At 62.8% G+C, this 25,933-nt stretch carries 23 protein-coding genes and 1 pseudogene; 3 read left to right on the forward strand and 21 right to left on the reverse strand.

Annotated features, from left to right (window positions below):
- Positions 1–8: 8 nt before the first annotated feature.
- From K7H91_RS23285 to hemN, 4 genes are all read right to left on the reverse strand, one after another.
- Positions 9–1,211 (reverse strand): beta-ketoacyl-ACP synthase, encoded by a 1,203-nt coding sequence (locus K7H91_RS23285; protein WP_230722578.1) that lies wholly within the window; start codon positions 1,209–1,211, stop codon positions 9–11.
- 1 nt (position 1,212) lies between these two features.
- The gene (locus K7H91_RS23290) at positions 1,213–1,698 is read right to left on the reverse strand and encodes a 3-hydroxyacyl-ACP dehydratase FabZ family protein (protein ID WP_230722579.1); all 486 of its coding nucleotides are present in this window, start codon (positions 1,696–1,698) and stop codon (positions 1,213–1,215) included.
- Between the two features lie 77 nt (positions 1,699–1,775).
- Complete coding sequence (locus K7H91_RS23295; protein ID WP_085986543.1) at positions 1,776–2,063, reverse strand: acyl carrier protein; 288 nt, start codon at positions 2,061–2,063, stop codon at positions 1,776–1,778.
- Positions 2,064–2,159: 96 nt separating this feature from the next.
- On the reverse strand, positions 2,160–3,512 hold the full coding sequence (hemN, locus tag K7H91_RS23300) for an oxygen-independent coproporphyrinogen III oxidase (RefSeq protein WP_230722580.1): 1,353 nt from the start codon (positions 3,510–3,512) through the stop codon (positions 2,160–2,162).
- A 191-nt stretch (positions 3,513–3,703) separates the two neighbouring features.
- Between hemN and K7H91_RS23305 the strand changes: the two genes are divergently transcribed.
- Complete coding sequence (locus tag K7H91_RS23305; protein WP_230722581.1) at positions 3,704–4,435, forward strand: Crp/Fnr family transcriptional regulator; 732 nt, start codon at positions 3,704–3,706, stop codon at positions 4,433–4,435.
- An 8-nt stretch (positions 4,436–4,443) separates the two neighbouring features.
- Here the strand turns inward: K7H91_RS23305 and K7H91_RS23310 are convergent, their stop codons facing one another.
- Together K7H91_RS23310 and K7H91_RS23315 are read right to left on the reverse strand one after the other, a co-directional pair.
- On the reverse strand, positions 4,444–4,896 hold the full coding sequence (locus K7H91_RS23310; protein ID WP_230722582.1) for a L,D-transpeptidase: 453 nt from the start codon (positions 4,894–4,896) through the stop codon (positions 4,444–4,446).
- Between the two features lie 116 nt (positions 4,897–5,012).
- Entirely contained in the window at positions 5,013–5,963 is a 951-nt protein-coding gene (locus K7H91_RS23315; RefSeq protein ID WP_230722583.1) for a nucleoside hydrolase, read from the reverse strand.
- 129 nt (positions 5,964–6,092) lie between these two features.
- Between K7H91_RS23315 and K7H91_RS23320 the strand changes: the two genes are divergently transcribed.
- On the forward strand, positions 6,093–6,884 hold the full coding sequence (locus K7H91_RS23320; protein ID WP_230722584.1) for a TSUP family transporter: 792 nt from the start codon (positions 6,093–6,095) through the stop codon (positions 6,882–6,884).
- On the opposite strand, the gene cobU is transcribed toward K7H91_RS23320, so the two are convergent.
- From cobU to K7H91_RS23380, 12 genes are all read right to left on the reverse strand, one after another.
- Complete coding sequence (gene cobU / locus K7H91_RS23325) at positions 6,868–7,392, reverse strand: bifunctional adenosylcobinamide kinase/adenosylcobinamide-phosphate guanylyltransferase (RefSeq protein WP_230722585.1); 525 nt, start codon at positions 7,390–7,392, stop codon at positions 6,868–6,870. The genes K7H91_RS23320 and cobU overlap by 17 nt on opposite strands.
- Positions 7,393–7,603: 211 nt before the next feature.
- Positions 7,604–8,605 carry a glycine betaine ABC transporter substrate-binding protein gene (locus K7H91_RS23330; protein WP_230722586.1) on the reverse strand — a complete coding sequence of 334 codons (1,002 nt, stop codon included), beginning with the start codon at positions 8,603–8,605 and terminating at the stop codon, positions 7,604–7,606.
- A gap of 328 nt (positions 8,606–8,933) precedes the next feature.
- Positions 8,934–9,359 carry a hypothetical protein gene (locus K7H91_RS23335; RefSeq protein ID WP_230722587.1) on the reverse strand — a complete coding sequence of 142 codons (426 nt, stop codon included), beginning with the start codon at positions 9,357–9,359 and terminating at the stop codon, positions 8,934–8,936.
- 248 nt (positions 9,360–9,607) lie between these two features.
- Complete coding sequence (gene cysG, locus K7H91_RS23340) at positions 9,608–11,101, reverse strand: siroheme synthase CysG (protein WP_230722588.1); 1,494 nt, start codon at positions 11,099–11,101, stop codon at positions 9,608–9,610.
- A 12-nt stretch (positions 11,102–11,113) separates the two neighbouring features.
- Positions 11,114–11,449 (reverse strand): nitrite reductase small subunit NirD, encoded by a 336-nt coding sequence (nirD, locus tag K7H91_RS23345; protein ID WP_230722589.1) that lies wholly within the window; start codon positions 11,447–11,449, stop codon positions 11,114–11,116.
- A 10-nt stretch (positions 11,450–11,459) separates the two neighbouring features.
- Complete coding sequence (gene nirB, locus K7H91_RS23350; RefSeq protein ID WP_230722590.1) at positions 11,460–13,907, reverse strand: nitrite reductase large subunit NirB; 2,448 nt, start codon at positions 13,905–13,907, stop codon at positions 11,460–11,462.
- A gap of 5 nt (positions 13,908–13,912) precedes the next feature.
- A complete protein-coding gene (locus tag K7H91_RS23355) occupies positions 13,913–15,679 on the reverse strand; it encodes an ABC transporter ATP-binding protein (protein ID WP_230722591.1) in 1,767 nt (588 codons plus the stop codon).
- 7 nt (positions 15,680–15,686) lie between these two features.
- The gene (locus K7H91_RS23360; RefSeq protein ID WP_230722592.1) at positions 15,687–16,763 is read right to left on the reverse strand and encodes an ABC transporter permease; all 1,077 of its coding nucleotides are present in this window, start codon (positions 16,761–16,763) and stop codon (positions 15,687–15,689) included.
- Between the two features lie 41 nt (positions 16,764–16,804).
- The gene (locus K7H91_RS23365; protein WP_230722593.1) at positions 16,805–18,178 is read right to left on the reverse strand and encodes a CmpA/NrtA family ABC transporter substrate-binding protein; all 1,374 of its coding nucleotides are present in this window, start codon (positions 18,176–18,178) and stop codon (positions 16,805–16,807) included.
- Between the two features lie 278 nt (positions 18,179–18,456).
- Positions 18,457–19,677: a CmpA/NrtA family ABC transporter substrate-binding protein gene (locus K7H91_RS23370; protein ID WP_230722594.1), complete on the reverse strand. Its 1,221-nt coding sequence runs from the start codon at positions 19,675–19,677 to the stop codon at positions 18,457–18,459.
- Positions 19,678–19,679: 2 nt separating this feature from the next.
- On the reverse strand, positions 19,680–20,270 hold the full coding sequence (locus tag K7H91_RS23375; protein WP_200336689.1) for an ANTAR domain-containing response regulator: 591 nt from the start codon (positions 20,268–20,270) through the stop codon (positions 19,680–19,682).
- Between the two features lie 21 nt (positions 20,271–20,291).
- Positions 20,292–24,095: a molybdopterin-dependent oxidoreductase gene (locus K7H91_RS23380; RefSeq protein WP_230722595.1), complete on the reverse strand. Its 3,804-nt coding sequence runs from the start codon at positions 24,093–24,095 to the stop codon at positions 20,292–20,294.
- A 295-nt stretch (positions 24,096–24,390) separates the two neighbouring features.
- Between K7H91_RS23380 and K7H91_RS25785 the strand changes: the two genes are divergently transcribed.
- Positions 24,391–24,918, forward strand: coding sequence for a DUF488 domain-containing protein (locus K7H91_RS25785; protein WP_330166038.1), 528 nt, complete (start codon positions 24,391–24,393; stop codon positions 24,916–24,918).
- A 34-nt stretch (positions 24,919–24,952) separates the two neighbouring features.
- Here K7H91_RS25785 and K7H91_RS23390 read toward each other — a convergent pair whose 3' ends face one another.
- The 3 genes and pseudogenes from K7H91_RS23390 to K7H91_RS23400 all read right to left on the reverse strand — a co-directional run.
- Positions 24,953–25,243 carry a DUF6522 family protein gene (locus K7H91_RS23390; RefSeq protein WP_230722596.1) on the reverse strand — a complete coding sequence of 97 codons (291 nt, stop codon included), beginning with the start codon at positions 25,241–25,243 and terminating at the stop codon, positions 24,953–24,955.
- On the reverse strand, positions 25,240–25,731 hold the full coding sequence (locus tag K7H91_RS23395; RefSeq protein ID WP_230722597.1) for a group III truncated hemoglobin: 492 nt from the start codon (positions 25,729–25,731) through the stop codon (positions 25,240–25,242). Before K7H91_RS23395 ends, K7H91_RS23390 begins: the two co-directional genes overlap by 4 nt.
- A gap of 34 nt (positions 25,732–25,765) precedes the next feature.
- A pseudogene (locus tag K7H91_RS23400) lies at positions 25,766–25,933 on the reverse strand (molybdopterin adenylyltransferase); the annotation flags it as partial.

The raw sequence follows: 25,933 nt of genomic DNA on the forward strand, positions 1-25,933 counted from the left end.
GTCCTTCCTTATTTCTCGGCCGAGAGCACGGCGACGCCCTCGCCGCGCTGATGGCCGACAGTGGTCACCGCGATCTTTTCGGCCGGCGCCGCCATCGGCTGCTCGCCGCCAGCGTTGAAGACCGGCAGAGCGACCTTCCTGTCGAGCGCAAGGGCTGCCAGCGCAATGCCCAGCGTGAAATTGGCTTCCATGGCGTGGCCGGCTGCGCCGGTATAGCCGCGCAGCGGCACTGACGGAAAATGCTCTTTCACGAAAGCGGCCTCGCGCATGGTTATGTCGGTGAGGCCGGTCGCGCCGGAAAGGATCGCCTCGTTGGAAGCGCCCGTAAACCCGGCATCCTTGAACAGCCGCTCGAGCCGCTGCTCCAGACGGCCATCGTCGCGCTTGCCGCGATCGCCTTCGACGCCGGAGAGCACCGCATAGATATGCGCGCCGCGGGCCTCGGCATGTTCACGTGATTCCAGAACCAGAAATGCACCGGCCGTGCCCATGACCATGCCGCCGTCTTCATCTTCAGGCCGGTCCCAGAGCGGTCTCCACTCACCACGCGACAGCGCATGCACCGATTCCATCATCAGCAGGATATCGCGCCGCTCGGCCACGAATGAGCCGCCCACCAGCGTGTGGCTGGACTGGCCGGCGAGAATGCGGGCATAGGCGGTGGCGACGGCGGAAATGCCTGCCGCTTCCTCTCCCATGAAGGTGCGCGACGAGCCGGCGACCTTGTGGACGATCGAGATATTGCCGGCGACGAGATTGGCGAGCTGGGCGAGGAACAGCGTCGGGCGCAGCTCGGTCGTCAGCTTCTCGTTCAGCAGGATCTCGCGATCATTGCGCTGGCGCGCCTCGTTGACGATCAGGCTGTCGACGGCGATATCGCGTTCGCCGCCGCCGGCCGCGACGATCATGTCCATCGTCGCGCAAAGCTCCTCATTTTCCTTCATACCCGCATCGTCGAGCGCGAGGCCTGCGGCATAGACGCCGAGCCGCTGCCAGTTTTCCATCTGGCGCTGGTCGCCGCGCTTGGGGATCTGCCCCTTCCAGTCGATCTCCGGCAGCGGATGCACCGGATAGGGCGCGCAGATCTCGGCATCGATCCGGACTTCCGGCTGGCCGCCGGTGAGCATCGCGACGTGGGGCTCGATGCCGACGCCGAAACTCGTGACCAGACCAATGCCGGTAACGACCACATCATTGGAGGATTTCGCCATGTCAGGACCTCTCCGCGACCTGTCCGGCGATTGCCGCAAACAGGCCGACTTCCTCGGCGCGCCGCTTCACGATCGGCGCTAGTTCATTGTCATCGAAGGACATCGTGCGGAATTTGAGCTGGGCGCTCGCGATCGGCTTTCCGCCGGACGCGATCTTCGCCTTGGTAACGGCAAAGCCCGAGCCCTCGTGCTCCAGTTGCGCTTCGATATCGAGTACGGCATTGGGCGCGACGAAGCCGCGCAGCTTGGCGCTGTCGACCATCATCAGAAACGGCATCGCCGTGCAGTCATTGACGCCGAGCAGCAGCATGCCGGAAGCCTGCGCCATGGTCTCGATCAAAAGCACGCCCGGAACGAGCGGCATGCCCGGAAAATGTCCCTCGAAAACCGTGCTTTTTTCGGGAACCGTGGAACGCGCGACGATCGTCCCGGCGGAGATGTCCGCCGACACGATCTCGTCAATCATCTGGAAATATTCGAGCAGCATTGAATGCTTTCAGCCCCTGCATCAGTTCCGCAGCGAAGCCAGGCGGGCTGAGATGCCGGTCGTAAAACCGGTCGCCCTTAGGACTGCTTTGCCGCTCTCAGTTCGTCGATCTTGGCGCAGAGATTCTTCAGAATGAAGTACTCATCCGCATCGACCTTGCCCTCGTTGACGTCCTGCGTCCACTTTTCGAGCGGGATCTTGATACCGAATTCCTTGTCGATCGCAAAGACGATATCGAGGAAATCGAGGCTGTCGATGCCGAGATCGTCGATCGTATTGCTTTCCGGCGTAATCTGATCGCGGTCGATTTCGCTCGTTTCCGCGATGATATCGGCAACTTTATCAAATGTAGCGCTCACGCCTATTACCTCTTCATCTTTCAAGTGTGCCCTCCTCATAGGCAATGATTGGCGAAAAGCCAATGGCCACAGGTTGCACGAGGGCAATTTTTCGATTGTAACTCAGACGGCCGCCGAATGGCGACCCTTGCCGCGCCCAAGATAGGTATCGAAAACCGCAGCAACAGAGCGCGCGAACGGAAAAGCCTCATTTTTCAGTCGAAATCCGAACCGGTCATAAACGCACACGTCGGGATTTTCGCCCGCATAGGTCTTGGCCTCGGCGATGATATCGTCCGTTCCGGCATCGAATCGCGCTTTCAGCTCACAGACGGAAAAACCATAAGCGCACATGATTCTCTCGATCACGAAGGCCCGCGCGCGGTCTTCCGGCTGAAGTGCTACACCGCGCACCACCGCCAGATCGCCGCTTTCGACCATGCGCCGGTACTCGCCGGTCGCCGGCATGTTCTGCCAGTAGCCCTCGGGCAACTGGCTGATCGATGACGCCCCGAGCCCGATCAGCGCATCGGCGCTTTCATCGGTATAGCCTTGGAAATTACGCCGCAGCCTGCCGGTGCGCGCCGCCTTGGCAAGCGTGTCGTCGGCAAGCGCGAAATGGTCGATGCCGATCGCCTCGTAACCGGCCTCGACCAGCATCCCGGCCGCCAGCGACATCTGGCGGAATCGCTCCTCCGCATCCGGCAGGGCGTGTTCGGGAATCAGCACCTGATGCTTCTTCATCCACGGCACATGGGCATAGCCGAACAGCGCGATCCGGTCGGGTTTCAGGCTGATGATATCGGCGACGGTCTTCGCCATCGTATCAAGCGTCTGATACGGCAGGCCGTAGAGCAGGTCGCAATTGACGGACCTCACGCCCCGCTTGCGCATCGCCGCAATCACCTCCGCTGTCTGCTCGAAGGTCTGCAAGCGGTTGATGGTCTTCTGCACTTTGGGATCGAAGTCCTGGACGCCGAGGCTTGCCCGCGTCACCCCGATTTCGGCCAGCGCATCATAGCGCGCCTCATCGAGATCATTGGGATCCATCTCGACGCTGATCTCGGCGTCATCTGCAAACGTGAAGACGCTCCGTAGCCAGCCCATCAGGCGGTGCATGTCTTCGGGCTTCAGCATGGTCGGAGAGCCGCCGCCCCAATGCAGGCCTGTCACGATCACATCGGGCGACACCAGCCGGCCCATGGTCTCGATTTCATGTTTCAAGCTCTCGAGATAGGCGGCCACTGGCTCATATTTGAGGGTGTGCTTGGTGTGACAGGCGCAAAACCAGCAAAGCCGGTCGCAATAGGGAATATGGACATAAAGTGAGAGCTTCTGGCCGGCGCCGAGTGCCGTGATCCACTGTCTCGCCGTGACCGGATCGACCCCCTCGTGAAAATGCGGGGCTGTCGGGTAGCTGGTATAGCGCGGAACCGGCTCCGAAAACTTTTCCAACAACTGTCGTTGCGACGTCATGACGCGCCCCTTCCTGACTGATAATGCGAACGGGATAGCGCCTTGGGGCAGTCGCAGCTTTGACTTTGATCAAGTTTGGTTGCACAGTAGCTGCGTGCGAACCAATGCAGTTGTGGCGGCGCCGCAGCCTTGAAGTCCGGCGTCGCACAGAAGGCAGGCGGTTCCGCGCCACGACGAACTGAGAACACCCAATGACCGACAATACCCATCGACCCTATGAAGGCGACGACATCCTGCCGCACGTATGCCGAGCTTGCGAGGCGCGGCATGGCGGCATCTGTTCGGTCCTCACGCCCGAGCAACTGGCGCAGATCAACAAGCATTCCTCGCGCCGGACAATCGAGGGCGGGGCGGAAGTCGTCGGACAGGGCGAAAGCGTCGGCAGCTATTCCAACATTCTGCGTGGCGTTGTGAAGCTTTCCAAGATGATGGCCGACGGCCGCCAGCAGATCGTGGGCCTGCAGTTCGCGCCCGATTTCATGGGACGCCCGTTTTCGCGCGAAAGCGCGCTGACCGCCGAAGCGGCAACGGAAACGGAAATATGCGCGTTCCCGCGCGCCGCGCTGGAGCGCATGATCGAAGAATCGCCGGAACTTGAGCGCAAGCTTTACAATCAGTCCCTGAAGGAACTCGATGAGGCGCGCGACTGGATGCTGACGCTCGGCCGCAAGAGTGCGCGCGAAAAGGTCGCCTCATTTCTGTATCTGATCGCGACCCATATCGACCCGCTTGCCGATGATGGCTGCACCTTCGATCTGCCCCTGTCGCGCGCCGACATCGCCGATTTTCTTGGGCTGACCATCGAAACGGTCAGCCGTCAGATGACCAAGCTGCGCAACGAAAAGGTCATCATTGTCGAAAACAACCGCCATGTCAGCGTGCCGGATATCGACAGGCTGAACGCAGCCGCGGGCAATGACTGATTCCCTTATCAGTCGCCGATCACCACCGTGACGTTTTCCAGACCCATCGTCTGCGCGAGTTCGAACAGCAGCGCCGCATTGTCCGGATGAAGCCGCACGCAACCGTGCGATGCAGGGCGGCCAAGCCGGGAGAGCTGGTCCGTGCCGTGGACGGCATAGCCGTGATGGAAGAAGATCGCATACGGCATCGGCGCATTGTTGTACTTGCGCGAGCGGTGGTTCTTCGACAACCACTCCGCCCCGTAAATGCCGGGGGGCGTCGAATAGCCCCCTGCCCCGGTCGAGACCGGCCATTCATAGCGCTCATGGCCGCCAATGATGACCTTCATGGTCTGGCTCGTCAGGCTGACGGCCGCCACCACCTTGCCTGGATCGAAAATCTCGTCGCCGGATTTGCGGGCGGCATTCGCGGCCGACGCCGCGCCAAGCAACACCAGTAACGCCAACAGTATTTTACGCATATCCACCCCCGACACACATATGTTTCTAATGAACGATATGTGCAGCGGGGATTACTATCAACGCGATACTGATTTTAAGGTAAACACAACCGGCACAAGGCCGGACTGTTCCTGCGTCAGGGCGCGAGCGTGGCGGCGATCAGGTCGACGACCTTCTCCGCCTCGATGGTCATCGCCACCTTCTGCTCGGTCTTGTCATCCCAGGGACTCGGGCCGAACGCGCCGCCGGACGGCTTCTGCAAGGTCAGTCCGTCGGCGATGCCGCCGCAGACCACGCGCACGGCGCCCGACCTGAGACCGAAGAGCTCGGGCGCCACCACATAGGCGCAGGCGCAGCTGTCATGCACCACCATGCCGTCCTCGACCTGCTGGCTGTAGAAATCGATATAGGGATCGGAAATCCTTGCCAGCAGTTCCACCGCCGCGCCGCCGCGCAGGGCCAGATCCTTCATCATCGTGCGGGTCATCACGGTCTGGAGCGTGACGTCGAGGCCAATGATCACAACCTTCCACGGCGCGGTGAAAACGACATCGGCCGCCTCCGGGTCGCCGTGGATATTGGCTTCCGCCGCCGGCGTCACATTGCCGTTGGTGTCAAACGCGCCGCCCATCACGACGACCTGCTTGACGAGGCCGGCGATTTCCGGATCGCGTGCCAGCGCCATGGCAAGGTTGGTCATCCGGCCAACGGCGACGATCTCGACCTCGCCGGGATGTTCGCGCACCGTATCGATGATGAACTGGAAGGCCGGACGCGGATCCAGCGGCACATCTTCGATCGTCTCCGGCACATCGATATCGCCGAGCCCGTTGACGCCATGCACGAATGTCGGCCACGAGGCCATCGGCCGGCCCGGATCGAAGGTTATGTCGGCGCCACGGGCGACCGGGGCCTTGATGCCGAATTCGCGCTTGAGGAACTGCGCATTGCGGGTGGTCGTGTCGGCGGAGGCGTTGCCGAAAACAGAGGTTATGCCGAGGAGTTCGATATCGGGATGGCGCTCCAGGAAGAGCAGAGCCATGGCATCGTCAATACCGGGGTCCGTGTCGAAAATTACCTTGTGCATGAAAGCGCATCCTGTTCTCGGAAATATGGTAACGGCGTTTGCGCCGGATCGAGAAAGGCCCTACACGATCCGGAGAAAAAAGGAAACGCCGCAGGTCCGCGCGGCGATGGCCCCGCAAAGGATGTTTTCGTGTTTGAAGCCAGTATCGAACTGCTGCTGATCCTGTTCGCGGCTGCCTATGTCGCGGGCTTCGTCGATTCGATCGCAGGCGGCGGCGGCCTCATCACCATACCTGTGCTGCTGATTTCCGGCGTGCCGCCGCTGCAGGCGCTCGGCACCAACAAGCTGCAGGGCATGTTCGGCGCGGCTTCCGCCACGATCTCCTATGCCCGCGCCGGTCGGGTGGAGCCAATGAAACAATGGCCGATGGCGCTGATCGCGATTGCCGGCGGCGCGCTCGGCGCGCTGGTCGCGACGCTGATTTCCGGCGATGCGCTGCGCGCCGCGCTCCCCTTCCTGCTGGTCGCGATCGGGCTTTACTTCGCGCTGCGCAGCGGGCTCGACGACAGCGACCGCGAGAAGCGGCTCTCCGCCCCGCTTTTTGCCGCGCTGGTGGTGCCCGTCATCGGTTTTTATGACGGGCTATTCGGGCCGGGAACCGGTTCGTTTTTCATGATCGCCTTCGTCACACTCGGCGGTTTCGGCATGCTGAAGGCCACCGCCCACACCAAATTCCTCAACCTGTCGACCAATATCGGCGCTTTCGCGGTGTTCATGTTCGGGGGCGCGATCCTGTGGAAGGTCGGGCTGGTCATGGGCCTCGGCCAGTTTCTGGGCGCCCGCACCGGATCGAATCTCGCCATGAAGAATGGCGCTAAGATCATCCGCCCGCTTCTGGTGCTGTCCTGCATGGCGATGGCCGTCAAGGTATTCTTGGATGAGAAGAACCAGACCTATCAATGGCTTATGATGCAGATTTAAGATGAAGCGGCAGGCCGGCGGCCATGAACACCACCTCCGCCGAGACCGCCGCGATGCGCTGGTTCAAAATTCCGGCGGCATCGCGAAAGCGCCGCGCAAGCGCGTTGTCCGGCACGATCGAGAGCCCCACCTCATTGCTGACCATGATCAGCCGGTAGGGACAGCGCGCGACGAAATCGGCAAGCCGCGCGCTTTCGGCGTCGATATCGCGCTCCGCCAGCAGCAGATTGCTGAGCCACAGCGTCAGGCAGTCGAGCACCACCACGGGCGCATTCTCCCGCTCCAGAGCTTCGAGACACTCGACCAGCGCGAATGGCGCTTCGTGGGTGATCCAGTCGCTGCCGCGATCAGCCCTGTGCCGCGCGATCCGCGCCGCCATTTCGGCATCACCCATGCTTTCGGCGGTCGCGATATAATGCAGGCGTTCGCCATGCCGGCGCGCCAGCATTTCGGCATGACGCGACTTGCCTGAGCGTGCTCCGCCGAGGACCAGAGAGGTATTGGTCATCCAACCGACCCCGGTCGGCTTTCCAAAGCTAAGGAGAATGCGCCGGCGGGTGGCAGTTTGGCGAAAGCGGACGATTCGTAGTTCATAGAGGCGTCCGCTGTGTTGATCGCCACGGTCACGATGACCGAACGGGGACCATCCCCGACTGCACCCTTGCCGGCACGCCGTAATCATAACGGCGACGAACGGGCGACGCAACAACCCTCGCCGGTCAGATCTTGCCGGCGACTTTGGCCGCAATGTCCTCCGGCAACCAGGCCTTCCAGACATCGGGGTAATTGGCGAGGAAATGGCGGGCGCCCGCCTCGTTACCGGCCTCTTCCTCATCCATCCAGGCCAGCACTTCGCTCACCATCCCGTTGCTCCATGAGCGCGTATTGAAATAATTCATCAGTTCGGGATTTTCGTCGACGAAATCGCCCGAGATCAGCGTGTAGACGGCCGAGACGGGATAGGTGTTGAGCTTGGGATCCGGGCAAGCCGGCACGATGGTGCAATTGTCCCATTCCTCCTTGCTGAACTCCACGCCGAAGCTGAGCTTGACCATCGGATGATTGCCGAGAAGAGCCGTCGGCGCCCAGTAATAGCCCAGCCACCCCTCTTTGCCCTCGAAGGCCCGAATAATCGATTCGTCGAGGGCGGCGGCGTCCTTCACATCGTGGAGCGCGAAGCCGGCCTCTTCCGCATCGAGCGCGCGGAACAGGTTTTCGGTCGAGGCGCGACAGGCCCAGCCCTCGGGACAGTTGAACACCGCCGGCTTGCCGCCCTCCTCGGCCGGCATGAAAAGCTCCGGATGCTGCAAGGCCTGCTGAACGGTTGTCATGCCGGGATTGGCGTCGAGGATATATTTCGGCATCCACCAGCCCTGCACCCCGCCTTCGTTCAGCAGCGCCGCCCCGAAGGCGACGCGCTTGTCGGCAACCGCCTCCTCCAGCGCCGGCGTCGTGCTTTCGAACCAAAACTCCGGCACGATATCGGGCTTGCCGTCCTTCGCGATCGAAGCGACGGCGCTGTTGGTGTCGCCTTCGACGAGCGACACCGTGCAACCGTACCCCGCTTCCATGATCAGCTTGTCGACCCAAGCCGCAAGCCCGGCCGAGGGCCAGTTCAACTCGGCGATCGTCAGATCGCGACAGTCGGTCTCGGCTGCGGCGGCTCCGGAAAACAAGGCAACGGCTGAGGCCAATGACAGAGCGGCGACATAGGACTTCATTGTTGCTGTTTCCTCCGATCATCACATTTTAGAGCCACGGCGGGCGACATTGCCGTCTCCCGAAAGCCGTAGCACCCAATTGGTTCAAGAATACGTCTGTCGCGCTGAAATAACAAACCGCAAGTCGTGGCTTTTAGGGTGAAATCCGACCGGTTTCCGCCTTTATGCGGAAACGCTAACCAACCAGTAACGTTCTCCCGCTAGAACGGGTGTCAGCGGACGGTTGCGCGGCAAATGTCCTCCCGGCTTATCAGTTTCGCGTTTCCGGGAGTGCCGTATCAGGTATTGCGTATGCAACCGCCGCGCAGCGTCGAGCCGGGCTTCGGCGCTAGATTTTCTTCACCACCCAGGAATAGCTGTCGGTCACAATATGCAGCGGCGCCGAAAAGGCGTTGGCGAGCTGCTGGCGCGTCGGCACGATGCCCATCAGCGCCGCCATCGACCCTCTTGTCAGCCGCTGGAGGCGGTTTGGCATCTCGGTTTGCGCCTGAGCGGTCGTCGTTTCGGGCATGGTTGGTGGCAAGACGGCATCCGGGTTCCGCCCGAGCGCGGCATTGACGAGCTCGCCCGGCTCCCGGCAGACGGCGATGATCGTGGGAAAACCGCTGTCGCCATAGGCCATGAGCTTGTTTTCGATCTCGCTGTCGCAGGCCTGGACAGTGGCATAGCGCGTTTCGGCCATATCGATATAGCTGCACTGGTTCAGGCTGTCATCACAGCCGAAAATCGTCATCGCAATCAACGCCGCCTGCATGATTCACCTCGCTCGTTTCAGGGCTGAATACATCTTCCGCGCGAATGCGCCGCAAACAAGGCGCTGACAGAACTTCGCATGTCGGTGAGACCGCCGGTGAGATGGAAAGAGGCGTATAGAGATATTGATACATGCGTCGCGTCGAACTTGCGTCTTGTCCCATCTACTCCTGGTTCCTGGTCACAATCTCATCTTCATCCCCACGGAACCGGCAGCAGAGCATTTCGAGCCTTAGCTATAGAGGTGAACTATCGAGCGAGAGCGTACAGCGGCTCTGAATCGGCACCCAAAGGATTAGCGAGAACCTGTGTCGCATTTGTCGCCCCCGTAACAGCCGACTTCCGCGCAAAGACCCGGCCGACGCCGAACAGAACCGGGTTGTCATGGCCGATTTCAGCCATGCCCCGGCCAAGGCTTGCGAGCGTGCCGTGCCAGCGTCTTTCGTCGGGGCGGCTGATATTGGCGGCGATCAGGACCGGTGTTTCCGGCGGCAGGCCTTCGGCGATCAGCCGCGCGCTGATTTCGCCGGCGGTACGCCCGCCCATGTAGAACATCGTCGTTGTCGTCGGGTCGGCGATGGCGCGCCAGTCGATATCGGCGGGCAGCGCGCCCTTTTTCGAATGCCCCGTGACGAAGCGCACCGATTGGGCGCAATCGCGGTGGGTGAGCGAAGTCGTCGTGCCTGCGGCCAGCGCGCTTGCGGCGGTAATGCCGGGGATGACGGAAACAGGAATGCCCGCATCGCGAAGGGCCATGATTTCCTCGCCGGAACGCCCGAAGACCGAGGGGTCGCCGGATTTCAGCCGCACGACACGCTTTCCGGCGCGCGCCAGATCGAGCATCATCCGGTTGATATCCTCCTGACGGCAGCTTGTCCGCCCGCCGCGTTTGCCGACCAGCATGCGCTTGGCCTCACGCCGCGCCAGTTCGAGGATTTCCGGCGCAATCAGGTCATCGAACAGGATGACGTCGGCCGCCTGCAGCGCCCGCATGGCCTTCAGCGTCAGAAGCTCGGGATCGCCCGGCCCCGCTCCGACCAGCGTGACGCTGCCCGTCTGCGGCGATGCGGCAATCCGTGTTGCCCGCGAAAGGAGCCTGTCCGCTGCACCATCATCAGGGCCGGAAGTACCAGAAAAACTCAGATCGACGAAATGCTCCCAGAAGGCCCGGCGCGCGCCGCCCGGCTTCAGTCTGGCATTCACCCCGTCGCGTAGACCGGCCGCAAGCCCGGTCCAGTCTTTCAGCGATTTCGGCAGCAGCGTTTCGATGCGCCGCCGGATCGCCTGACCCAAAATGGGGGCCGCGCCGTCCGTTGAAATGCCGATGACAACCGGCGAGCGGTTGACGATCGAGCCGAACTGGAAGTCGCAGTAATCCGGCTTGTCGATGACGTTGACCGGTACGCCTTCAGCTTTCGCCCGCGCGCGGAAGGCCTGCGCCTCCGCGTCGTTCTCGCAATCGCCCAGCGCCAGTTCAAACGCCGTCCAATCGGCAGCCGACCAGTGCGCGCCGGAAAGGCGCACCCGACCATCGGCCTCCAGCGCAAGCAGCGCCGCGTCGGCGACCTCGCGACCGAGAAAGACCGTGACGTCAGCCCCGGCGGCGGCCATAAGCTCTGCCTTCCAGGCGGCGGCATCACTTGCGCCCGCGATGAGCACCGCCTTGCTCTTCAGCCGGAAGAACAGCGGAAGGACGGAAAGGTCCTCCATGCGGGCGGGTGTTTTTGCGCGTCCGGTGGCCATGATCCGCCTCCCCTATTCCGCCGCCATCGGCAGCGCGGAGAGCGCAATGAAAAGCCGGCCGTCTTCGACCCGCACCGGATAGGTCTGCACCTCGCCCTCGTCTGCGCCGAGCGCCGTGCCGCTTTCCAGCGAAATCACCATATTGTGGAGCGGGCAGGTCACGGCCCTGCCATGCACAATGCCCTCGGACAGCGGACCAGCCTTGTGCGGGCAGCGGTCGTCGATGGCGAAGACCTCGTCCTCCGCGGTGCGGAACACCGCGATCCGCCCGAAGGCCGTATTCACGCAGCGCGCGCCGCGCCTAGGAATATCTTCGATACGGCCGATGGCGATGAAATCGTTGCTCATGATAGGCTCCTCACTCCGCCGGCTCGGTCTGCCCGACCACGGCCATCGGCTTGAATTCGTGCTTGTCCTTGCCGGAGACGCGCTCCGACCACGGGTCGACCTGGGCGTATTTCTGGCTTTCGACGAAGCGGTCGAAATAGGCCTTGCGCTTGTCCGCATCGTCCATGATCTGCGTGCGGACCTCGTCATAGCCGATGCGTTTTGCCCATTTGTAGATGCGTTCCAGATAGCGGCCCTGCTCGCGGTACATCTGGGTGAGCGCCACGATATGCTCCAGCGCCTCGTCCTCGGTCTTGACCATGCCGAGCACTTCCGTGCCCCGGATTTCGAGCCCGGCAGCTCCGGCGAAATGGATCTCGAAGCCACTATCGACGCAGATGACGCCGATATCCTTGCAGGTCGCCTCCGCGCAGTTGCGCGGACAGCCGGAAACAGCAAGCTTCAGCTTGGCTGGCGTCCACGAGCCCCACATGAACTTTTCGAGCCGGACGCCCAGACCGGTGGAATCCTGGGTGCCGAAGCGGCACCAGTCGCTGCCGACGCAGGTCTTCACCGTGCGCAGGCCCTTGGCATAGGCCTGTCCGGAGACGAAGCCCGCCTTGCCGAGGTCGGCCCAGACCGCCGGCAGGTCCTCCTTCTTCACGCCCAGCATGTCGATGCGCTGGCCGCCGGTGCATTTGACGGTCGGGATCTCGTATTTGTCGACCACGTCGGCGATCGCGCGCAACTCCTTCGAGGACGTCACCCCGCCCCACATGCGCGGCACCACCGAATAGGTTCCATCCTTCTGGATATTGGCGTGGACGCGCTCGTTGATGAAGCGTGACTGATAGTCGTCGGCATATTCGCCGGGCCAGTCGCAGACGAGATAGTAATTGAGCGCCGGCCGGCACTTGGCGCAGCCGCAGGAGGTTTTCCATTCGAGCTCCTGCATCACGGCCGGAATGGTTTTCAGCCCCTTGGCGCGGATCAGGCGGCGCACATCGTCATGGCCGAGATCGGTGCAGCCGCAGACCGGCTGAACGGCGGCGGGGTTATAAGCATCCCCCAACGTCAGCGCCATCAGCTGCTCGACCAGCCCGGTGCAGGTGCCGCACGACGCCGAAGCCTTGGTATGGGCGCGGACATCGTCGAGCGAGGACAGGCCCTTGTCCTTGATTGCGCTGACGATCTTGCCCTTGCAGATACCGTTGCAGCCGCAGATTTCCGCGTCATCCGGAAGCGCCGCGACGGCCGCCGCCGGATCGGCCTCGGCACCGCCCTGATAGGCCTGGCCATAGATCAGAGTCTCGCGCATTTCGGAAACGTCGGTTCCGCGCTTCAGCATGTCGAAATACCAGGCGCCATCGGCGGTATCGCCGTAAAGCACCGCGCCGATGACGCGGTTATCCTGCAGGATCACGCGCTTGTAGACGCCGCGCGTGGCATCGCGCAGCACCACCTCCTCACGGTCCGGCCCCTCGGCGAAATCGCCGGCGGAAAACAGCTTGATGCCGGTAACCTTCAGCTTGGTGTTGACATGCGAGCCCTTGTATTCCGCCGCGCCACCGGCAAGCCGGTCGGCCAGCACGCCGGCGCTCTCATAGAGGGGCGCGACGAGACCGTAGCAGGTGCCGCGATGTTCGGCGCATTCACCGAGCGCGAAGATAGCGGGATCGGACGTCGCCATGCCGTCATCGACGACGATGCCGCGATTTGTTTCGAGCCCCGCATCCTTGGCAAGCCCCGCCGCCGGGCGGATGCCGACGGCCATCACCACCATGTCGGCGGAGATGATGCGGCCGTCCTCCAGCTCGACGCCTTCGACCTTGCCGTCTCCGAGGATTTGCTTGGTGTTGGCCTTGGTAATGATCTCGATACCGCGTTCGTCCAGCGCCTTTTCCAGAAGATAGGCCGCTGCCGGATCGAGCTGCCGCTCCATGATCGTGTCCATCAGGTGCAGCACGGTGACGCTCATGCCGCGCTGCTTCAGCCCGTAGGCCGCTTCAAGGCCCAGAAGCCCGCCGCCGATGACGACCGCATGGCCTTGCCCCGCGGCAATCTTCAGCATGCGATCAACGTCATCGAGATCGCGATAGGCGAGCACGCCGGGCAGATCGTGACCGGGCACGGGGATGATGAAGGGCGAAGAGCCGGTGGCGATCACCAGCCGGTCATAGGATGCGGTGACACCGTTTTCGGCGGTCACGGTCCTTTCCTCGCGGTCGATCTTCGACACTTTCGCGCCGCGATGCAGGGTTACGCCATGGGCTTCATACCAGTCATCGCCATGGATGATGATGTCTTCATAGGTCTTTTCACCGGAAAGCACGGGCGACAGCATGATGCGGTCGTAATTCACCCGTGGTTCGGCGTTGAAGATGGTGACGTCATAGAGGCCGGGGGCGCGCTCGAACAGGTCTTCGAGCATGCGGCCGGGGGCCATGCCGTTTCCGATGATGACAAGTTTCTGGGCCATGTTTTCTACTCCGCTGCGACGCGTTTGTTGCAGGTCTGCCGGCTGATGCGCTGGTCGCGCTTCTGCCTGATGGCGGCGAGCTGTTCCTCGGCGGGCGAGGCGCCGCCTTCATAGGCTTCGAGAAACTCCAACAATTCCTCGCGGTAGGCGTAATAATCCGGGTGGTCGAGCAGCGCTTTTCTGGAGCGCGGGCGCGGCAGGTCGACCTCCATGATGTTGCCGATGCGGGCGTTCGGTCCGTTCGACATCATCACCACCCGGTCGGCCAGCAGGATCGCTTCGTCAACATCGTGAGTGACGCAGATGGCGGTGACCTTGGTGCGCGACCAGACCTCCATCAGCACCTCCTGCAACTCCCAGCGAGTCAGGCTGTCGAGCATGCCGAAGGGCTCGTCGAGCAGCAGCAGCTTAGGCGACAGCGCGAAGGCCCGGGCAATGCCGACGCGTTGCTTCATGCCGTTCGACATGTCGGCCGCCGGCCGGTGCATGGCATCGCCAAGGCCGACGCGCTCAAGATAGTATTCGACGATATCGCGGCGCTCGGCAGGGCTTGCCTTCGGATAAACCCGGTCAACGCCGAGGGCGACATTCTCACGCGCCGTCAGCCATGGCATCAGCGAGGGGGCCTGAAACACCACGGCGCGATCCGGCCCGGCGCCGGAGATCTCGCGCCCATCGAGAATGATGCCCCCGGCATTGATCGGGTTCAGCCCCGCCGCCATGGAGAGCACTGTCGATTTTCCGCAGCCGGAATGGCCGATCACGGAAATGAACTCGCCCTTCTTCATCTTCAGGTCGAAACTGTCGACGACGGTCAGCGGGCCCTTGGGCGTCGGATAGATTTTGGTGACGTTGGAGAATTCAACATAGCCGCTCTCGATGGCCGACTGCGCCTTTTCGCGATAGGCGGCGGGCAGCGGCTTCGAGGTCGATTTGAGCGAAATCGGAACGACATTGGGCAACGTTTCCACCCGCGCCGTCTCCGGTTTCGCGCTGACGCCGACATCCATCAGATATTCGGTGATCGACGCGCGCAGGCGGATGAAATCGGGGTCGGAATTCATCGCCGCACGCTCACGCGGCCGGGCAATATTCACATCGAAGGACGGGCCGAAAGTGGCGTTGGGGCCGGGCGTCAGCGGCACGATCCGGTCCGCCAGAAGAATGGCCTCGTCGACATCATTGGTGACGAGAATGATGGTCTTCTTCTCTTTTTGCGAGATATCGGCAAGCTCGTCCTGGAGCTTTGCGCGGGTCAGCGCATCAAGGGCTGAAAGCGGCTCATCGAGAAGCAGCAGATCCGGCTGCATGGCAAGTGCGCGGGCGACCGAGACGCGCTGGCGCATGCCGCCTGACAGTTCCGACGGCTTGCGGTCGCGCGCATGGTTGAGGCCGACCATGGCCACATACCAGTCGACGAGCGCGGCCCGCTCCTTTGCCGGCTTGTCCTGGTGCACGGCGTCGACGGCGAGCCGCACATTGGCCTCCACCGAAAGCCAGGGCATCAGCGCATAGTTCTGGAACACGATGCCGCGCTTCGGCGACGGGCCTTCGACCGGTGCGCCGCGAAACAGGATTTCGCCGCTGTCCGGCTTATCGAGACCGGCGAGCATCGACATCAGCGTCGTCTTGCCCGCGCCGGAAAAGCCGAGGATCGCGATGAATTCGCCTTCCTGCACATCGAGCGAGATATCGGAAAGGACGGGGTTGCGCTTGACGCCTTCGCCAAAGCCCTTTTCCACGTTTCTGAGCTGAAGAATGGGTTTCATCATGCCCTCCTTAGCGGTTCGCCGAATAGGTGAAGGCGGTCTGCAGCGCGAACATCACCCGGTCGAGGAAGAAGCCGATCAGGCCGATGGTGATGACGGCGACGATGATGCGGGCGAGCGAATCCGAGGACCCGTTCTGGAACTCGTCCCAGACGAACTTGCCGAGGCCGGGGTTCTGCGCCAGCATTTCCGCGGCGATCAGCACCATCCAGCCCACACCGAGCGACAACCGCATGCCGGTGAAGATCAGCGGCAGCGAGGACGGCAGGACCAGCTTGCGGATCGTCGTCCAGGTGGAAAGCTGCAAGACCTTGCCGACATTGACGAGATCGCGATCGATCGAGGCGACCCCGAGCGCGGTGTTGATGATCGTCGGCCAGATGGAACAGAGCGTCACCGTGATCGCCGAGATCACCATCGATTTGGGAAGAAGGTCGTTCTGGCTTTCGTAAAGCGCGGCCACCACCATGGTCACGATCGGCAGCCAGGCGAGCGGCGAGACCGGCTTGAACAGCTGGATCAGCGGATTGATCGCGCCCTCGAAGGTCTTCGACAGACCGCAGGCGATGCCGACGGGAACGGCAATCACCGTGCCGATGAAGAAACCGAGCGCGACCGTCAGCAGCGAGGTCCAGATCTGGTCGAAATAGGTCGGCTTGCCGGTATAGGGCCGCACCTTCACCCGGTCGGCATAGCCTTCGGCGATCAACATCTGGTTGCGCTCATCCTGCCGGGCGTAAAATTCCTCGGCCTTCTGGCGCTCGGCAACATGGTCGTCCATCAGCACCTCGGCCTGCTGGAACACCGCCGCCGGGCCGGGGATCGCGCCGAGCGAGGTATGGACCTTGGGCGCCAGGAATGCCCAGGCCGCCAGAAAAGCGAGGATGCCGATCAGAGGAACGAGCAGCATCTGTTTCAGGTCCGCCCATTGCTCCGACGGGGTATCGCCGGCGGCCAGCTTCAGAAGCGGCACGACGAAGCCGAGGCCGAAGGGGGCGAGCACCTTGCCCGACCGGTTGATCCGGGCGATGCGCCTTTCGCGGCGGGCGGCGATTTCGGGGTCCATCATGTCTGTGGCAATGGTCATAGCGTCTGAGCCTTCCTTGTCCGTGCTGGCGTCAATCGCGCTCAGCGTCCGGCAATCTTGTTGCCGTCAACAATCTCTTCCCCCTTCAGGCCGATGGGGAAGCTCTCGAGATAGGCGTTCGGATGCCGGCCGTCATAGGTCACACCGTCGATGAATTCGTTGGTCGCGGGCTTGTAGCCATCGGTATCGAACGGGAAATCCGCGTCCGTGGCATGGCCCTCGTCGATCAGCTGGCGGGCGGCCTCCAGATAGATATCCGGCAGATAGACCGAGCGGGCGACCTCGTCATACCAGCCGTCTTCCCGTGGCTCGGCGATCTGGCCCCAGCGGCGCATCTGGGTCAGATACCAGATGGCGTCGGAATAATAGGGATAGGTGGCGTAGTGGCGGAAGAAGACGTTGAAGTCCTCCGCCGGGCGTTTGTCGCCCTTTTCATATTCGAACGTGCCGGTCATCGAATTGGCGATCACCTCGGCATCGGCCCCGACATATTCCGGGCGCGACAGGATTTCGACCGCCTCTTCGCGGTTGGCATTGTCGTTTTCATCCAGCCACATGGCGGCGCGGATCAGCGCCTTGGTCAGCCCCAGCGTCGTCTGCGGGTATTTTTCCGTAAATTCCTCGGTCAGGCCGAAGACCTTTTCCGGATTGTTCTTCCAGATATCGTAATCGGTGACCACCGGCACGCCGATACCCTTGAACACGGCCGCCTGGTTCCACGGCTCGCCGACGCAATAGCCCTCGATCGTGCCCGCCTCCATCGTCGCCGGCATCTGCGGCGGCGGGGTGACGGAGAGCAGCGCATCGGCCTGGATCTGGCCGGAAATGTCGCCCGGCGAATAATAGCCGGGATTGATGCCGCCGGCGGCCAGCCAGTAGCGCAACTCGTAATTATGGGTCGAGACCGGGAAGACCATGCCCATCTTGAACGGTTTGCCCTCGGCCTTGTAGGCCTCGACCACCGGCTTCAGCGCATCGGCCTTGATCGGGTGTTGCGGCTTGCCATCCGGACCTGCAGGAATATTTTCCTTCATCCGGCCCCAGACCGCGTTCGACACGGTGATCGCGTTGCCGTTGAGATCCATCGAGAACGGCGTGACGATATGCGCCTCGGTGCCATAGCCGATGGTGGCCGCCAGCGGCTGGCCGGCCAGCATATGCGCACCGTCGAGTTCCCCAGTGATCACCCGGTCGAGCAGCACCTTCCAGTTCGCCTGCGCTTCCAGCGTGACATAGAGCCCCTCATCCTCGAAGAAATGCATCTCCTTGGCGATCGCCAGCGGCGCCATGTCGGTCAACTTGATGAAGCCGATGGTCAGTTCGTCCTTTTCCGGAAACAGCATTTCGGCATGGGTAGCCGTCGCCGCAAAGGTCAGCGAACAGAGCATGGTGGCAGAGCAAAGGAAATGGCGCATGGCGTTCTCCTGATGGATGGGAAGATCGAAAAAACGAAAAAAGCCGCCTAACGGTCATCGGGCCAGTTGTGGCGCGAATGCGTTGGCGGCGTTGCCTGGCACCCTCCATTGGGCGCCGAATTCTTGAGACTTATGGAAACACACAATGTCGCATCAGACAAGCGGCATCGACGGATTTTTGCATAAAAAATGTATTCAGAAAAATACTGCCCACATTTTATGCAATTGCACCCAAGAAGCGCACAATATACGGGCTTGGGTGGAGCGGGCTTTGCAGCTCAGATCGCCGCCTTCTGCTGTTCGATATAGGCGCCGACCTGATCGGGATCGAAGGTCTGCCCGTCGAAAAAGCCGTCGGGACCGAGGATGAGACCGCCGGCGCTCGCGCCCACCGGCGTCGGCGTCTTCAACGCGCCCTCCACCTTCAGGCTCGCGCCCGGTAGCGGCGTGTGCAGCGGCTGCAGCGCCTTGCGGTAGATATCCGGCCGGTAGCTCATCTTCGCGATCTCGGCGTTCTCGGCCGAGTGATCGCAAAGCCCCCAGCGCACGATCTGGCTGTAGAACCACAGCGCATGGCTCTGCCAGGGGAAGGTCGCGGCCTTGGCGGAGGTGAGGAAGAAATCCTCGACCGTGGTTTCCGCCTTTTCGCTGATCGAGAGCGTTCCGGAGAACAGCGGCTCGAGCATGGCACGGTCGACATCGAGATGGCCCGGCTCGGCGAGGATCGCGGCCAGTTCAGGGTGGTTTTCCGGCTCGGCCGCCCATTGCGAGGCGCGGTAGAGGCCACGCAGCAGCGCCGCCACGGTCTCCTCATTGGCCTCCACGAAATCGGCGGGCAGCGCCAGCACCTTTTCCGGGCTGGAGCGCCAGATCTTCGCCTTGACGGTGACGATCCTCGCCGCGCCGCGCCGCGCGGCAATCGTGTTCCACGGTTCGCCGGCGCAGTAACCGTCGATCCGCCCGGCTTCGACCGCATCCGGCATGAAGGGCGGCGGCAGCACCACGATTTCGATATCGCGGTCGGGATCGATGCCGTTGGCCGCGAGCCAGTAGCGCAGTTCGAGATTATGCCCGGAAAACACGTAGACGACCCCGAAGCGCAGCGGCGGCAGGCCCTCAGCTCTTCTCGCCGCAATCACCCGTTTCAGCGCCGCGCCCGCTTTGGCCGGGTCAAGATCGCTCTCATCGCCCTTAGCTTCCATCGCAGCACCAAGCGCCGCCGAAACCGTCACCGCATTGCCCCCGAGCCCGAGCGCGATCGGCGCCACCAGTTTCGGCGCCAGCGGAAACAGGCCCAGATTGGCGGCAATCGGCATTGGCGCCAGCACATGGGCGGCCTGCAGGCTGCCGACCGCCAGCCGGTCACGGATCGCGCTCCACGAGGTTTCCCGAGTGAGGCGCACCTTGAGCCCTTCCTTGATGAAAAAGCCCTTGGCCTCCGCCGCCAGAACGATGGCGCTGTCGAGAAGCGGCACAAATCCGATTGAAAGGTCCTGCATCTCTATCTCTCCAGCATCTCGAACGTCATGATCAGGCTCTGCGCCACATCGACAATCTTGCGGTTCTGATCCATCGCCGTGCGCCGCAGCAGCGCATAGGCCTTTTCCTCGTCCATGCCGCGTGATTTCATCAAAAGCGCCTTGGCGCGATCGACCACCTTGCGGTTTTCGAGCTGGCTTTTCGCCGCCTCCAGCTCCTGCGCCATGCGCGAAAACGCGTTGAACCGGGAAATCGCCATGTCGAGGATCGGCTTGACCCGCTCCTGCTTCAGCCCGTCGACGACATAGGCCGAGACCCCGGCCTCGACGGCCGCATGGATGGTTTCGGCATCGGAGCGATCGACGAACATCGCGATCGGCTTTTTTACCGTGCGCGACAGCACGAACAGGCTCTCGAGCATGTCGCGGTTCGGATTTTCGATATCGATCACGATCACATCGGGCGACAGCCGCTCGATCGTGCGGGCAACGCCGACCAGTTCCTCCACCACCGTCACATTATGGTGGCCGGCCTTGAGCAGGCCGTCCCGGATAATGGCGGCGCGGATCGCGTTTTCATCGATGACAAGGATCGCGAGATCACTGGTGTTCATGAGGCGGCTTCCGCAAAACGGTCAATAGACATCGCGCATATAACGTTTTTCCCTGATGAGCGTCTTAACGTAGCCTTCGGCGGCCACTTGCGAAAGCCCGCCATGGGTCTCGGCAACCGCCCTAAGCGCGGCATCCACATCCTTCGCCATGCGGCTCGCATCGCCGCAGACATAGAAATGCGCGCCTTCCTGCAGCCACTTCCAGATTTCGCGCCCGTTTTCCGCCATGCGGTGCTGGACATAGATCTTCTCCGCCTGATCGCGCGAAAAGGCTGTGTCGAAGCGGGTCAGCAAACCGCCCTTCTGCCAGGCCTCGATTTCGTCGCGATAATAATAGCCGCTGTCGCGCGATTGCTCGCCGAAGAACAGCCAGTTCGGCCCGCCCGCGCCCGCCGCCTCCCGGTCCTGCAAAAAGGCACGGAACGGCGCAATGCCGGTGCCCGGACCGACCATGATCGCCGGGGTGTCCGGATCGGCGGGCGGGCGGAAATGCGCCTGTTTCTTCACCGAAACGCGCACCGGCTCGGCCGCCGCCCTGTCCGCCAGAAACACCGAGGCGACGCCCTTGCGGCTCTTTCCGTAACGGGCATGGCGCAGCACCGAAACCGTCAGATGAATTTCATCCGGGCTCGCCTTCGGGCTGGAGGCGATCGAATAGAGCCGCGGCTGCAGCTTCTTCAGATTGTCGCAGAAGTCCTGTCCGGCAACGGGTTTCGGCGCGATGGCGACAATATCGGCGATCTGCCGGCCCCAAAGCCAGTCATTGAGGGCTTTCCGGTCGGCGGCGGCAATCAGGGTATTCAGCGTTTCATGCCCGCTGACATCCGCCCACCATTTGAGGAAATCCGGATGCGACTGACCGATCTCGAAATGATCGCGCAACGCCTCGCCGATGCCGATATCGTGGCCGTTGATGCCGGAAATCGGCGTCTCCGCCGGCAGCTGCAGAGAGCTCAGGATTTCATCGACAAGCTCGGGGCAGTTGCGCGGCATGATGGAAAGCGCATCGCCCGCCTCGTAATCCGCCGCGCCATCGACCCGGAAGCCGAACTGGCGCACCTCCTTGGCGCTGCCGGAACCGCTCAGCAGCCGGTTGACGCTGAGCCTGGCCGCAACGGTTTGCGGCGGTTTGCGCCCATTGGAACGGACGGCGGTTTCAGCCGAGGCCGCCGCGCCATTCGAACGCCCGGAAAGAGCGGCCATCGCCGCTGAAACCGCCTCCGCCTCCTCGCCCGCATCCAGCGTGCGACAGGCCGCCAGACGCGCGCCGCCGAGCGCTTCAAGCCGGGCATCCAGTTTCCGGCCGAAGCCGCAGAACTGATCATAGGCACTGTCGCCCATTGCCACCACGGCATAGCGCAGTCCCTCAAGGCGGGGCGCATCCTCGCGCAAGAGCGCCGCCCAGAAATCGGTCGCATGATCGGGCGGATCGCCATCGCCGAAGGTGCTGACGATGAAAAGCCCCGGGTCCTTTATCGCAAGGTCATGCGGCGAGACCGCGTCGAGCGGGCGCAACGCCGCCCGGTACCCCGCCGCGCCGAGCGCGTCGCAAAGATCGGCGGCCGCCATTTCCGCAGTCCCCGTCTGCGAGGCAAAGAACACGGAGACACCGGTCTTTGATGGGTCCGTGTCCGGCTGCGCGTCCTTGCCTTCCGCTAACACCGGCACAGCCTCGACCTTGCCCCGCGCAACCACCGGCGCATCGGGCTTGGCCGCCGCCACGCGGGCGAGCGCAACCGCCGTCACCTTGAATTCCGGCTGGAGCGATATCGGATCGACGGCATCGCCGGTCACCGCGTTGACCGCCAATTGGTCGCCGAACACATCGTTCCAGTGAAACGGCGCAAACAACGCGCCCGGCAAAACCCGGTCGGTCACGACCGCGGGCAGCACCGCCCTGCCGTGACGCGAGGAAACAGAAACCCGGTCACCCTCGCCAATCGCAAGCGCCGCAGCATCGGCCGGATTGATCTCGACGAACGGCGCGGCATTGAGCTTGTTCAGCCGGGCGACCTTGCCGGTCTTGGTCATGGTGTGCCACTGGTGCTGAAGCCTGCCGGTGTTGAGAATGAACGGATAGTCGCCATCCGGCATTTCACGCGCACCAGAGTGCGGCCGTGGCCAGAATTTCGCCCGGCCGCTTTCGGTGGCGAATTTCAATCCCGTATCAGGCGTGCGGTAGCGGATGGGGTTGCGCGTGGCTTGCCCGGTCTCGGATGCCGGCCACTGGATGCTGCCTTCACGCAGACGTTCATGCGTGACGCCGGAAATATCGTAGCCGGTGACAGGATTGGAGAACCGCCGGATTTCCTCAAACACCTCTGCCGCGCTCCCATAGCCGAAGGCTTCCTCGTAGCCCATGGCGCAGGCGACTTTTGCGATGATCTGCCAGTCCGGCAGGGCCTCGCCCGGCGCCTTTGCGGCCGCCGCCGTCAGCGCCATGTTGCGCTCGGAATTGACCATGACGCCATCGGCCTCGAACGACACCGCCGCCGGCAGGAGGATATCGGCATAGGGCGTGGTTTCGGTTTCGGCATAGGCATCCTGCACCGAGACGAATTCGGCGCGCTCAAGCGCCGCCGTCACCGTCTTGCGGTTGGCGACGCTCGCCACCGGATTGGTGCAGATGATCCAGGCGGCCTTGATCGCGCCCGCGGCCATCGCCTCGAACATGGCGATGGTGCCGGTGCCCTCCTCGGTGCGGATGGTGCCGGGCGCAAGGCCCCAGCGGGTCTCGCAGAAGCGACGGTCATCTTCGACGAGCGCCGAACGCTGCCCCGGAAGGCCGGGCCCCATATAGCCCATCTCGCGTCCGCCCATGGCATTCGGCTGGCCGGTCAGAGAGAACGGCCCGCTGCCCGGGCGACAGATCTTGCCCGTCGCAAGATGCAGATTGCAGATTGCATTGGTGTTGAACGTGCCCTGCACCGACTGATTGAGCCCCATGGTCCAGAGCGTCATGAATTCGCCGGCGGCGCGCAGCATATCGGCAGCGGCCCTGATGTCCTCGACCTCAAGCCCGGTGATCGCCGCGACCTGCTCCGGCGGGTAATCGGCGAGAAAGGCCGGCATATCGGTCCAGCCCTCGGTGTGGGCCTCGATAAAGGCCTGATCGATGCCGCCCGCCTCGACGATCAGATGCAGGAGGCCGTTCAGCAGCGCGAGGTCGGTTCCGGATTTCGGCGCGAGATGAAGGTCGGCTTTCTCGGCAGTCGTAGTGCGGCGCGGATCGACGACCACCAGCTTCGCGCCTTGCTTCACCCGGTCCATCATCCGCAGGAACAGGATCGGATGGCAATCGGCCATGTTCGAGCCGATCACGAGGAACAGATCGGCCTTTTCGATATCGTCATAGGATCCCGGCGGCGCGTCTGCGCCGAGCGACAGCTTGTACCCGGAACCGGCGCTGGCCATGCACAGCCTCGAATTGGACTCGATATGGCGCGTGCGTAAAAACCCCTTGGCGAGCTTGTTGGCAAGATATTGCGCCTCCATCGACATCTGGCCCGAAACATAAAGCGCAACCGCGTCCGGCCCGTGCGTGTCGGCAATTGCGCGCAGCCGCTTCGCCGTTTCAGCAATCGCCACATCGACGGAGGCAGCCTCTGGCGCAACGCCCTCCCCCCGCACAAGCGCATTCGCAAGACGACCGGCAGCGACAATCGCCTCATGCGCGGTCTTGCCCTTGGTGCAGAGCCGCCCGCGATTGGCCGGATGCTCTCTATCGCCGGAAAGTCGGATAATCCGCCCGTCCTCGACATCGAGCACCACGCCGCAGCCGACGCCGCAATAGGGACAGACGCTCTTGACGGTCTCTACACCCATCGCCGTCCTCCGCCTTGAGAAGGGCTGACGATTGACGGAAACGGGAGATGACGCGCAGAATGGATCACATGCCGGGGTGGCATCGGCTTTCCTCGCTGTCTAAAATGAAAACAAAAAAGCCGCGGCATCATTCGAAGCGCTCCCTTGAAGGAAACGGTTCTCAGATCCGCAGCTTTGCGATGGAATGCCCGCCATTGGACATTGATATGTTCAACGATAGTCCGACACGCGGCGACTTTCAAGCCCGACCGCTGATTTGCAGTTGCGGGGCATCACAAGGGAGGAAGACAGCACGATGCCGGTAAAGATCAAACGGGTCTATGACGAACCCGACAAGGCGGACGGCCTGCGCGTTCTCGTCGACCGGCTCTGGCCGCGCGGCCTTGCGAAGGACAAGGCCCGCGTCGATCTCTGGGCCAAGGACGTCGCGCCTTCAGGCGAATTGCGCAAATGGTTCGCGCACAGAGAAGACCGGTGGGAGGATTTTCAACGGCGCTATCGCGCGGAGCTTGCGGAAAACGCCGCGCTTGATGAACTGTGCGCAAGGAACGAGAAACACACCGTGACCTTGCTCTACGCCGCCCGCGACGAATGCATCAACCACGCGCGGGTCCTCGCGGCCGTTATCGCGGAAAGGAGCGGCCGCCACGCCGAGACGGATCAGCCGGACGAAGGCGCAATGGAGGTGTCGTCACCGCCCTGTTTTCTGCACGAACTGGACCCGGCCTGGCTGGAAACGGAACGTCGCGACGACAGCGGCGAAACGGCCGATCGCGAATCCAACGACCAGCCCTCGCACAAGAAAACCGGCCGTTCGCAATAGAGCGCTTCCGCTTTTCCTGGAAACGCTTTAGCGCTCAGGCCGAACGCCCGCCGGAGGTGACAATGCTGAACTCATCGTCTTCGATCATGCCATCCTCGCGCACGGTCAGCCGCCAGCGGCGGTTGCCGATGCGAAAGGAGAGTCGCCAGCGTCCCGCATCCTCGCCGTCGCCGCGTTCAACCGAAGACCGCACCTGCCCGCGCGCCGTCATCGCGCGCAGATCATCGACGCCGAGGCCGAAGCGGCGCGCGAGCCGCTCCGCGCCGATTTCGAACTGGCCTTCCGCATTGCGCGCGACGAATGCCCCGGTTTCCTGAGCGTTCATGATCTCGCACCGCCTGCCTGACGCGCAAGATCGGCGTGGCCGATCGGGCATAGCCCGGTCGTATCCTCGCCGCGATGAAAGCCGATCGCCAGACGGAAGGAATGGGCAATGCGCATGGCCCTGTCGAGAAACAGCGAAGCCACTTCTTCCGGGCAAAGCGCATCCACGGTTTCGGCAAAGAGTTGCAGCCAGCGGTGAAAATGCCGTTCCTCGATTTCGGGAATCGCCAGATGCGGCGGCAGCGGACGGCCCTGATAGCGCGCCGTGCGCAACAGCGTCGCCGACCAGAAGTCGCACATGCGCTGAAGATGGCGCGGCCAGTCATCGGCAGCGATCCGGCTGTTGAAGACCGGCCCGAGCAGCGCGTCCTCGCGAATCCGGTCATAAAAGCCATGCACCACGGCGACGATCATCGCCTCGTCCAGAACCTCGGGAAGCGGCTTGCCGTCGATGATCACCGTGCGCTCCGGCGCGGGACGTCCTTTCATGTCTGAAACTCCTTTCTGCAAACCACGACCGGCCTCAAGCCGGCGGCCGATGCGCCTTGACCCGTGCCGGGTCGGTCTCGATGCGCCCGGCGCCGATCAGGTCGAGACAATAGGGGATCGCCGGGAAAACCGCATCGAGGCAAAGCCTTATCGACGCCGGTCGGCCCGGCAGGTTGACGATCAGGCTCTTTCCGCGCACACC

Origin of the sequence: Martelella mediterranea, assembly GCF_021021415.1 — a bacterium.
Classification (GTDB): Bacteria; Pseudomonadota; Alphaproteobacteria; order Rhizobiales; family Rhizobiaceae; genus Martelella; species Martelella mediterranea_C.

Excerpts from the sequence above, each read along its gene's own strand:
- nirB (WP_230722590.1), bottom strand. The coding sequence starts at position 13,907 with ATGGCCCAGAAACTTGTCATCATCGGAAACGGCATGGCCCCCGGCCGC.
- K7H91_RS23370 (WP_230722594.1), bottom strand. The coding sequence starts at position 19,677 with ATGCAGGACCTTTCAATCGGATTTGTGCCGCTTCTCGACAGCGCCATC.
- K7H91_RS23355 (WP_230722591.1), bottom strand. The coding sequence starts at position 15,679 with ATGATGAAACCCATTCTTCAGCTCAGAAACGTGGAAAAGGGCTTTGGC.
- K7H91_RS23330 (WP_230722586.1), bottom strand. The coding sequence starts at position 8,605 with ATGAAGTCCTATGTCGCCGCTCTGTCATTGGCCTCAGCCGTTGCCTTG.
- K7H91_RS23315 (WP_230722583.1), bottom strand. The coding sequence starts at position 5,963 with ATGCACAAGGTAATTTTCGACACGGACCCCGGTATTGACGATGCCATG.
- cobU (WP_230722585.1), bottom strand. The coding sequence starts at position 7,392 with ATGACCAATACCTCTCTGGTCCTCGGCGGAGCACGCTCAGGCAAGTCG.
- nirD (WP_230722589.1), bottom strand. The coding sequence starts at position 11,449 with ATGAGCAACGATTTCATCGCCATCGGCCGTATCGAAGATATTCCTAGG.
- cysG (WP_230722588.1), bottom strand. The coding sequence starts at position 11,101 with ATGGCCACCGGACGCGCAAAAACACCCGCCCGCATGGAGGACCTTTCC.
- hemN (WP_230722580.1), bottom strand. The coding sequence starts at position 3,512 with ATGACGTCGCAACGACAGTTGTTGGAAAAGTTTTCGGAGCCGGTTCCG.
- K7H91_RS25785 (WP_330166038.1), top strand. The coding sequence starts at position 24,391 with ATGCCGGTAAAGATCAAACGGGTCTATGACGAACCCGACAAGGCGGAC.
- K7H91_RS23305 (WP_230722581.1), top strand. The coding sequence starts at position 3,704 with ATGACCGACAATACCCATCGACCCTATGAAGGCGACGACATCCTGCCG.
- K7H91_RS23335 (WP_230722587.1), bottom strand. The coding sequence starts at position 9,359 with ATGCAGGCGGCGTTGATTGCGATGACGATTTTCGGCTGTGATGACAGC.
- K7H91_RS23365 (WP_230722593.1), bottom strand. The coding sequence starts at position 18,178 with ATGCGCCATTTCCTTTGCTCTGCCACCATGCTCTGTTCGCTGACCTTT.
- K7H91_RS23375 (WP_200336689.1), bottom strand. The coding sequence starts at position 20,270 with ATGAACACCAGTGATCTCGCGATCCTTGTCATCGATGAAAACGCGATC.
- K7H91_RS23285 (WP_230722578.1), bottom strand. The coding sequence starts at position 1,211 with ATGGCGAAATCCTCCAATGATGTGGTCGTTACCGGCATTGGTCTGGTC.
- K7H91_RS23290 (WP_230722579.1), bottom strand. The coding sequence starts at position 1,698 with ATGCTGCTCGAATATTTCCAGATGATTGACGAGATCGTGTCGGCGGAC.
- K7H91_RS23360 (WP_230722592.1), bottom strand. The coding sequence starts at position 16,763 with ATGACCATTGCCACAGACATGATGGACCCCGAAATCGCCGCCCGCCGC.
- K7H91_RS23390 (WP_230722596.1), bottom strand. The coding sequence starts at position 25,243 with ATGAACGCTCAGGAAACCGGGGCATTCGTCGCGCGCAATGCGGAAGGC.
- K7H91_RS23310 (WP_230722582.1), bottom strand. The coding sequence starts at position 4,896 with ATGCGTAAAATACTGTTGGCGTTACTGGTGTTGCTTGGCGCGGCGTCG.
- K7H91_RS23380 (WP_230722595.1), bottom strand. The coding sequence starts at position 24,095 with ATGGGTGTAGAGACCGTCAAGAGCGTCTGTCCCTATTGCGGCGTCGGC.
- K7H91_RS23395 (WP_230722597.1), bottom strand. The coding sequence starts at position 25,731 with ATGAAAGGACGTCCCGCGCCGGAGCGCACGGTGATCATCGACGGCAAG.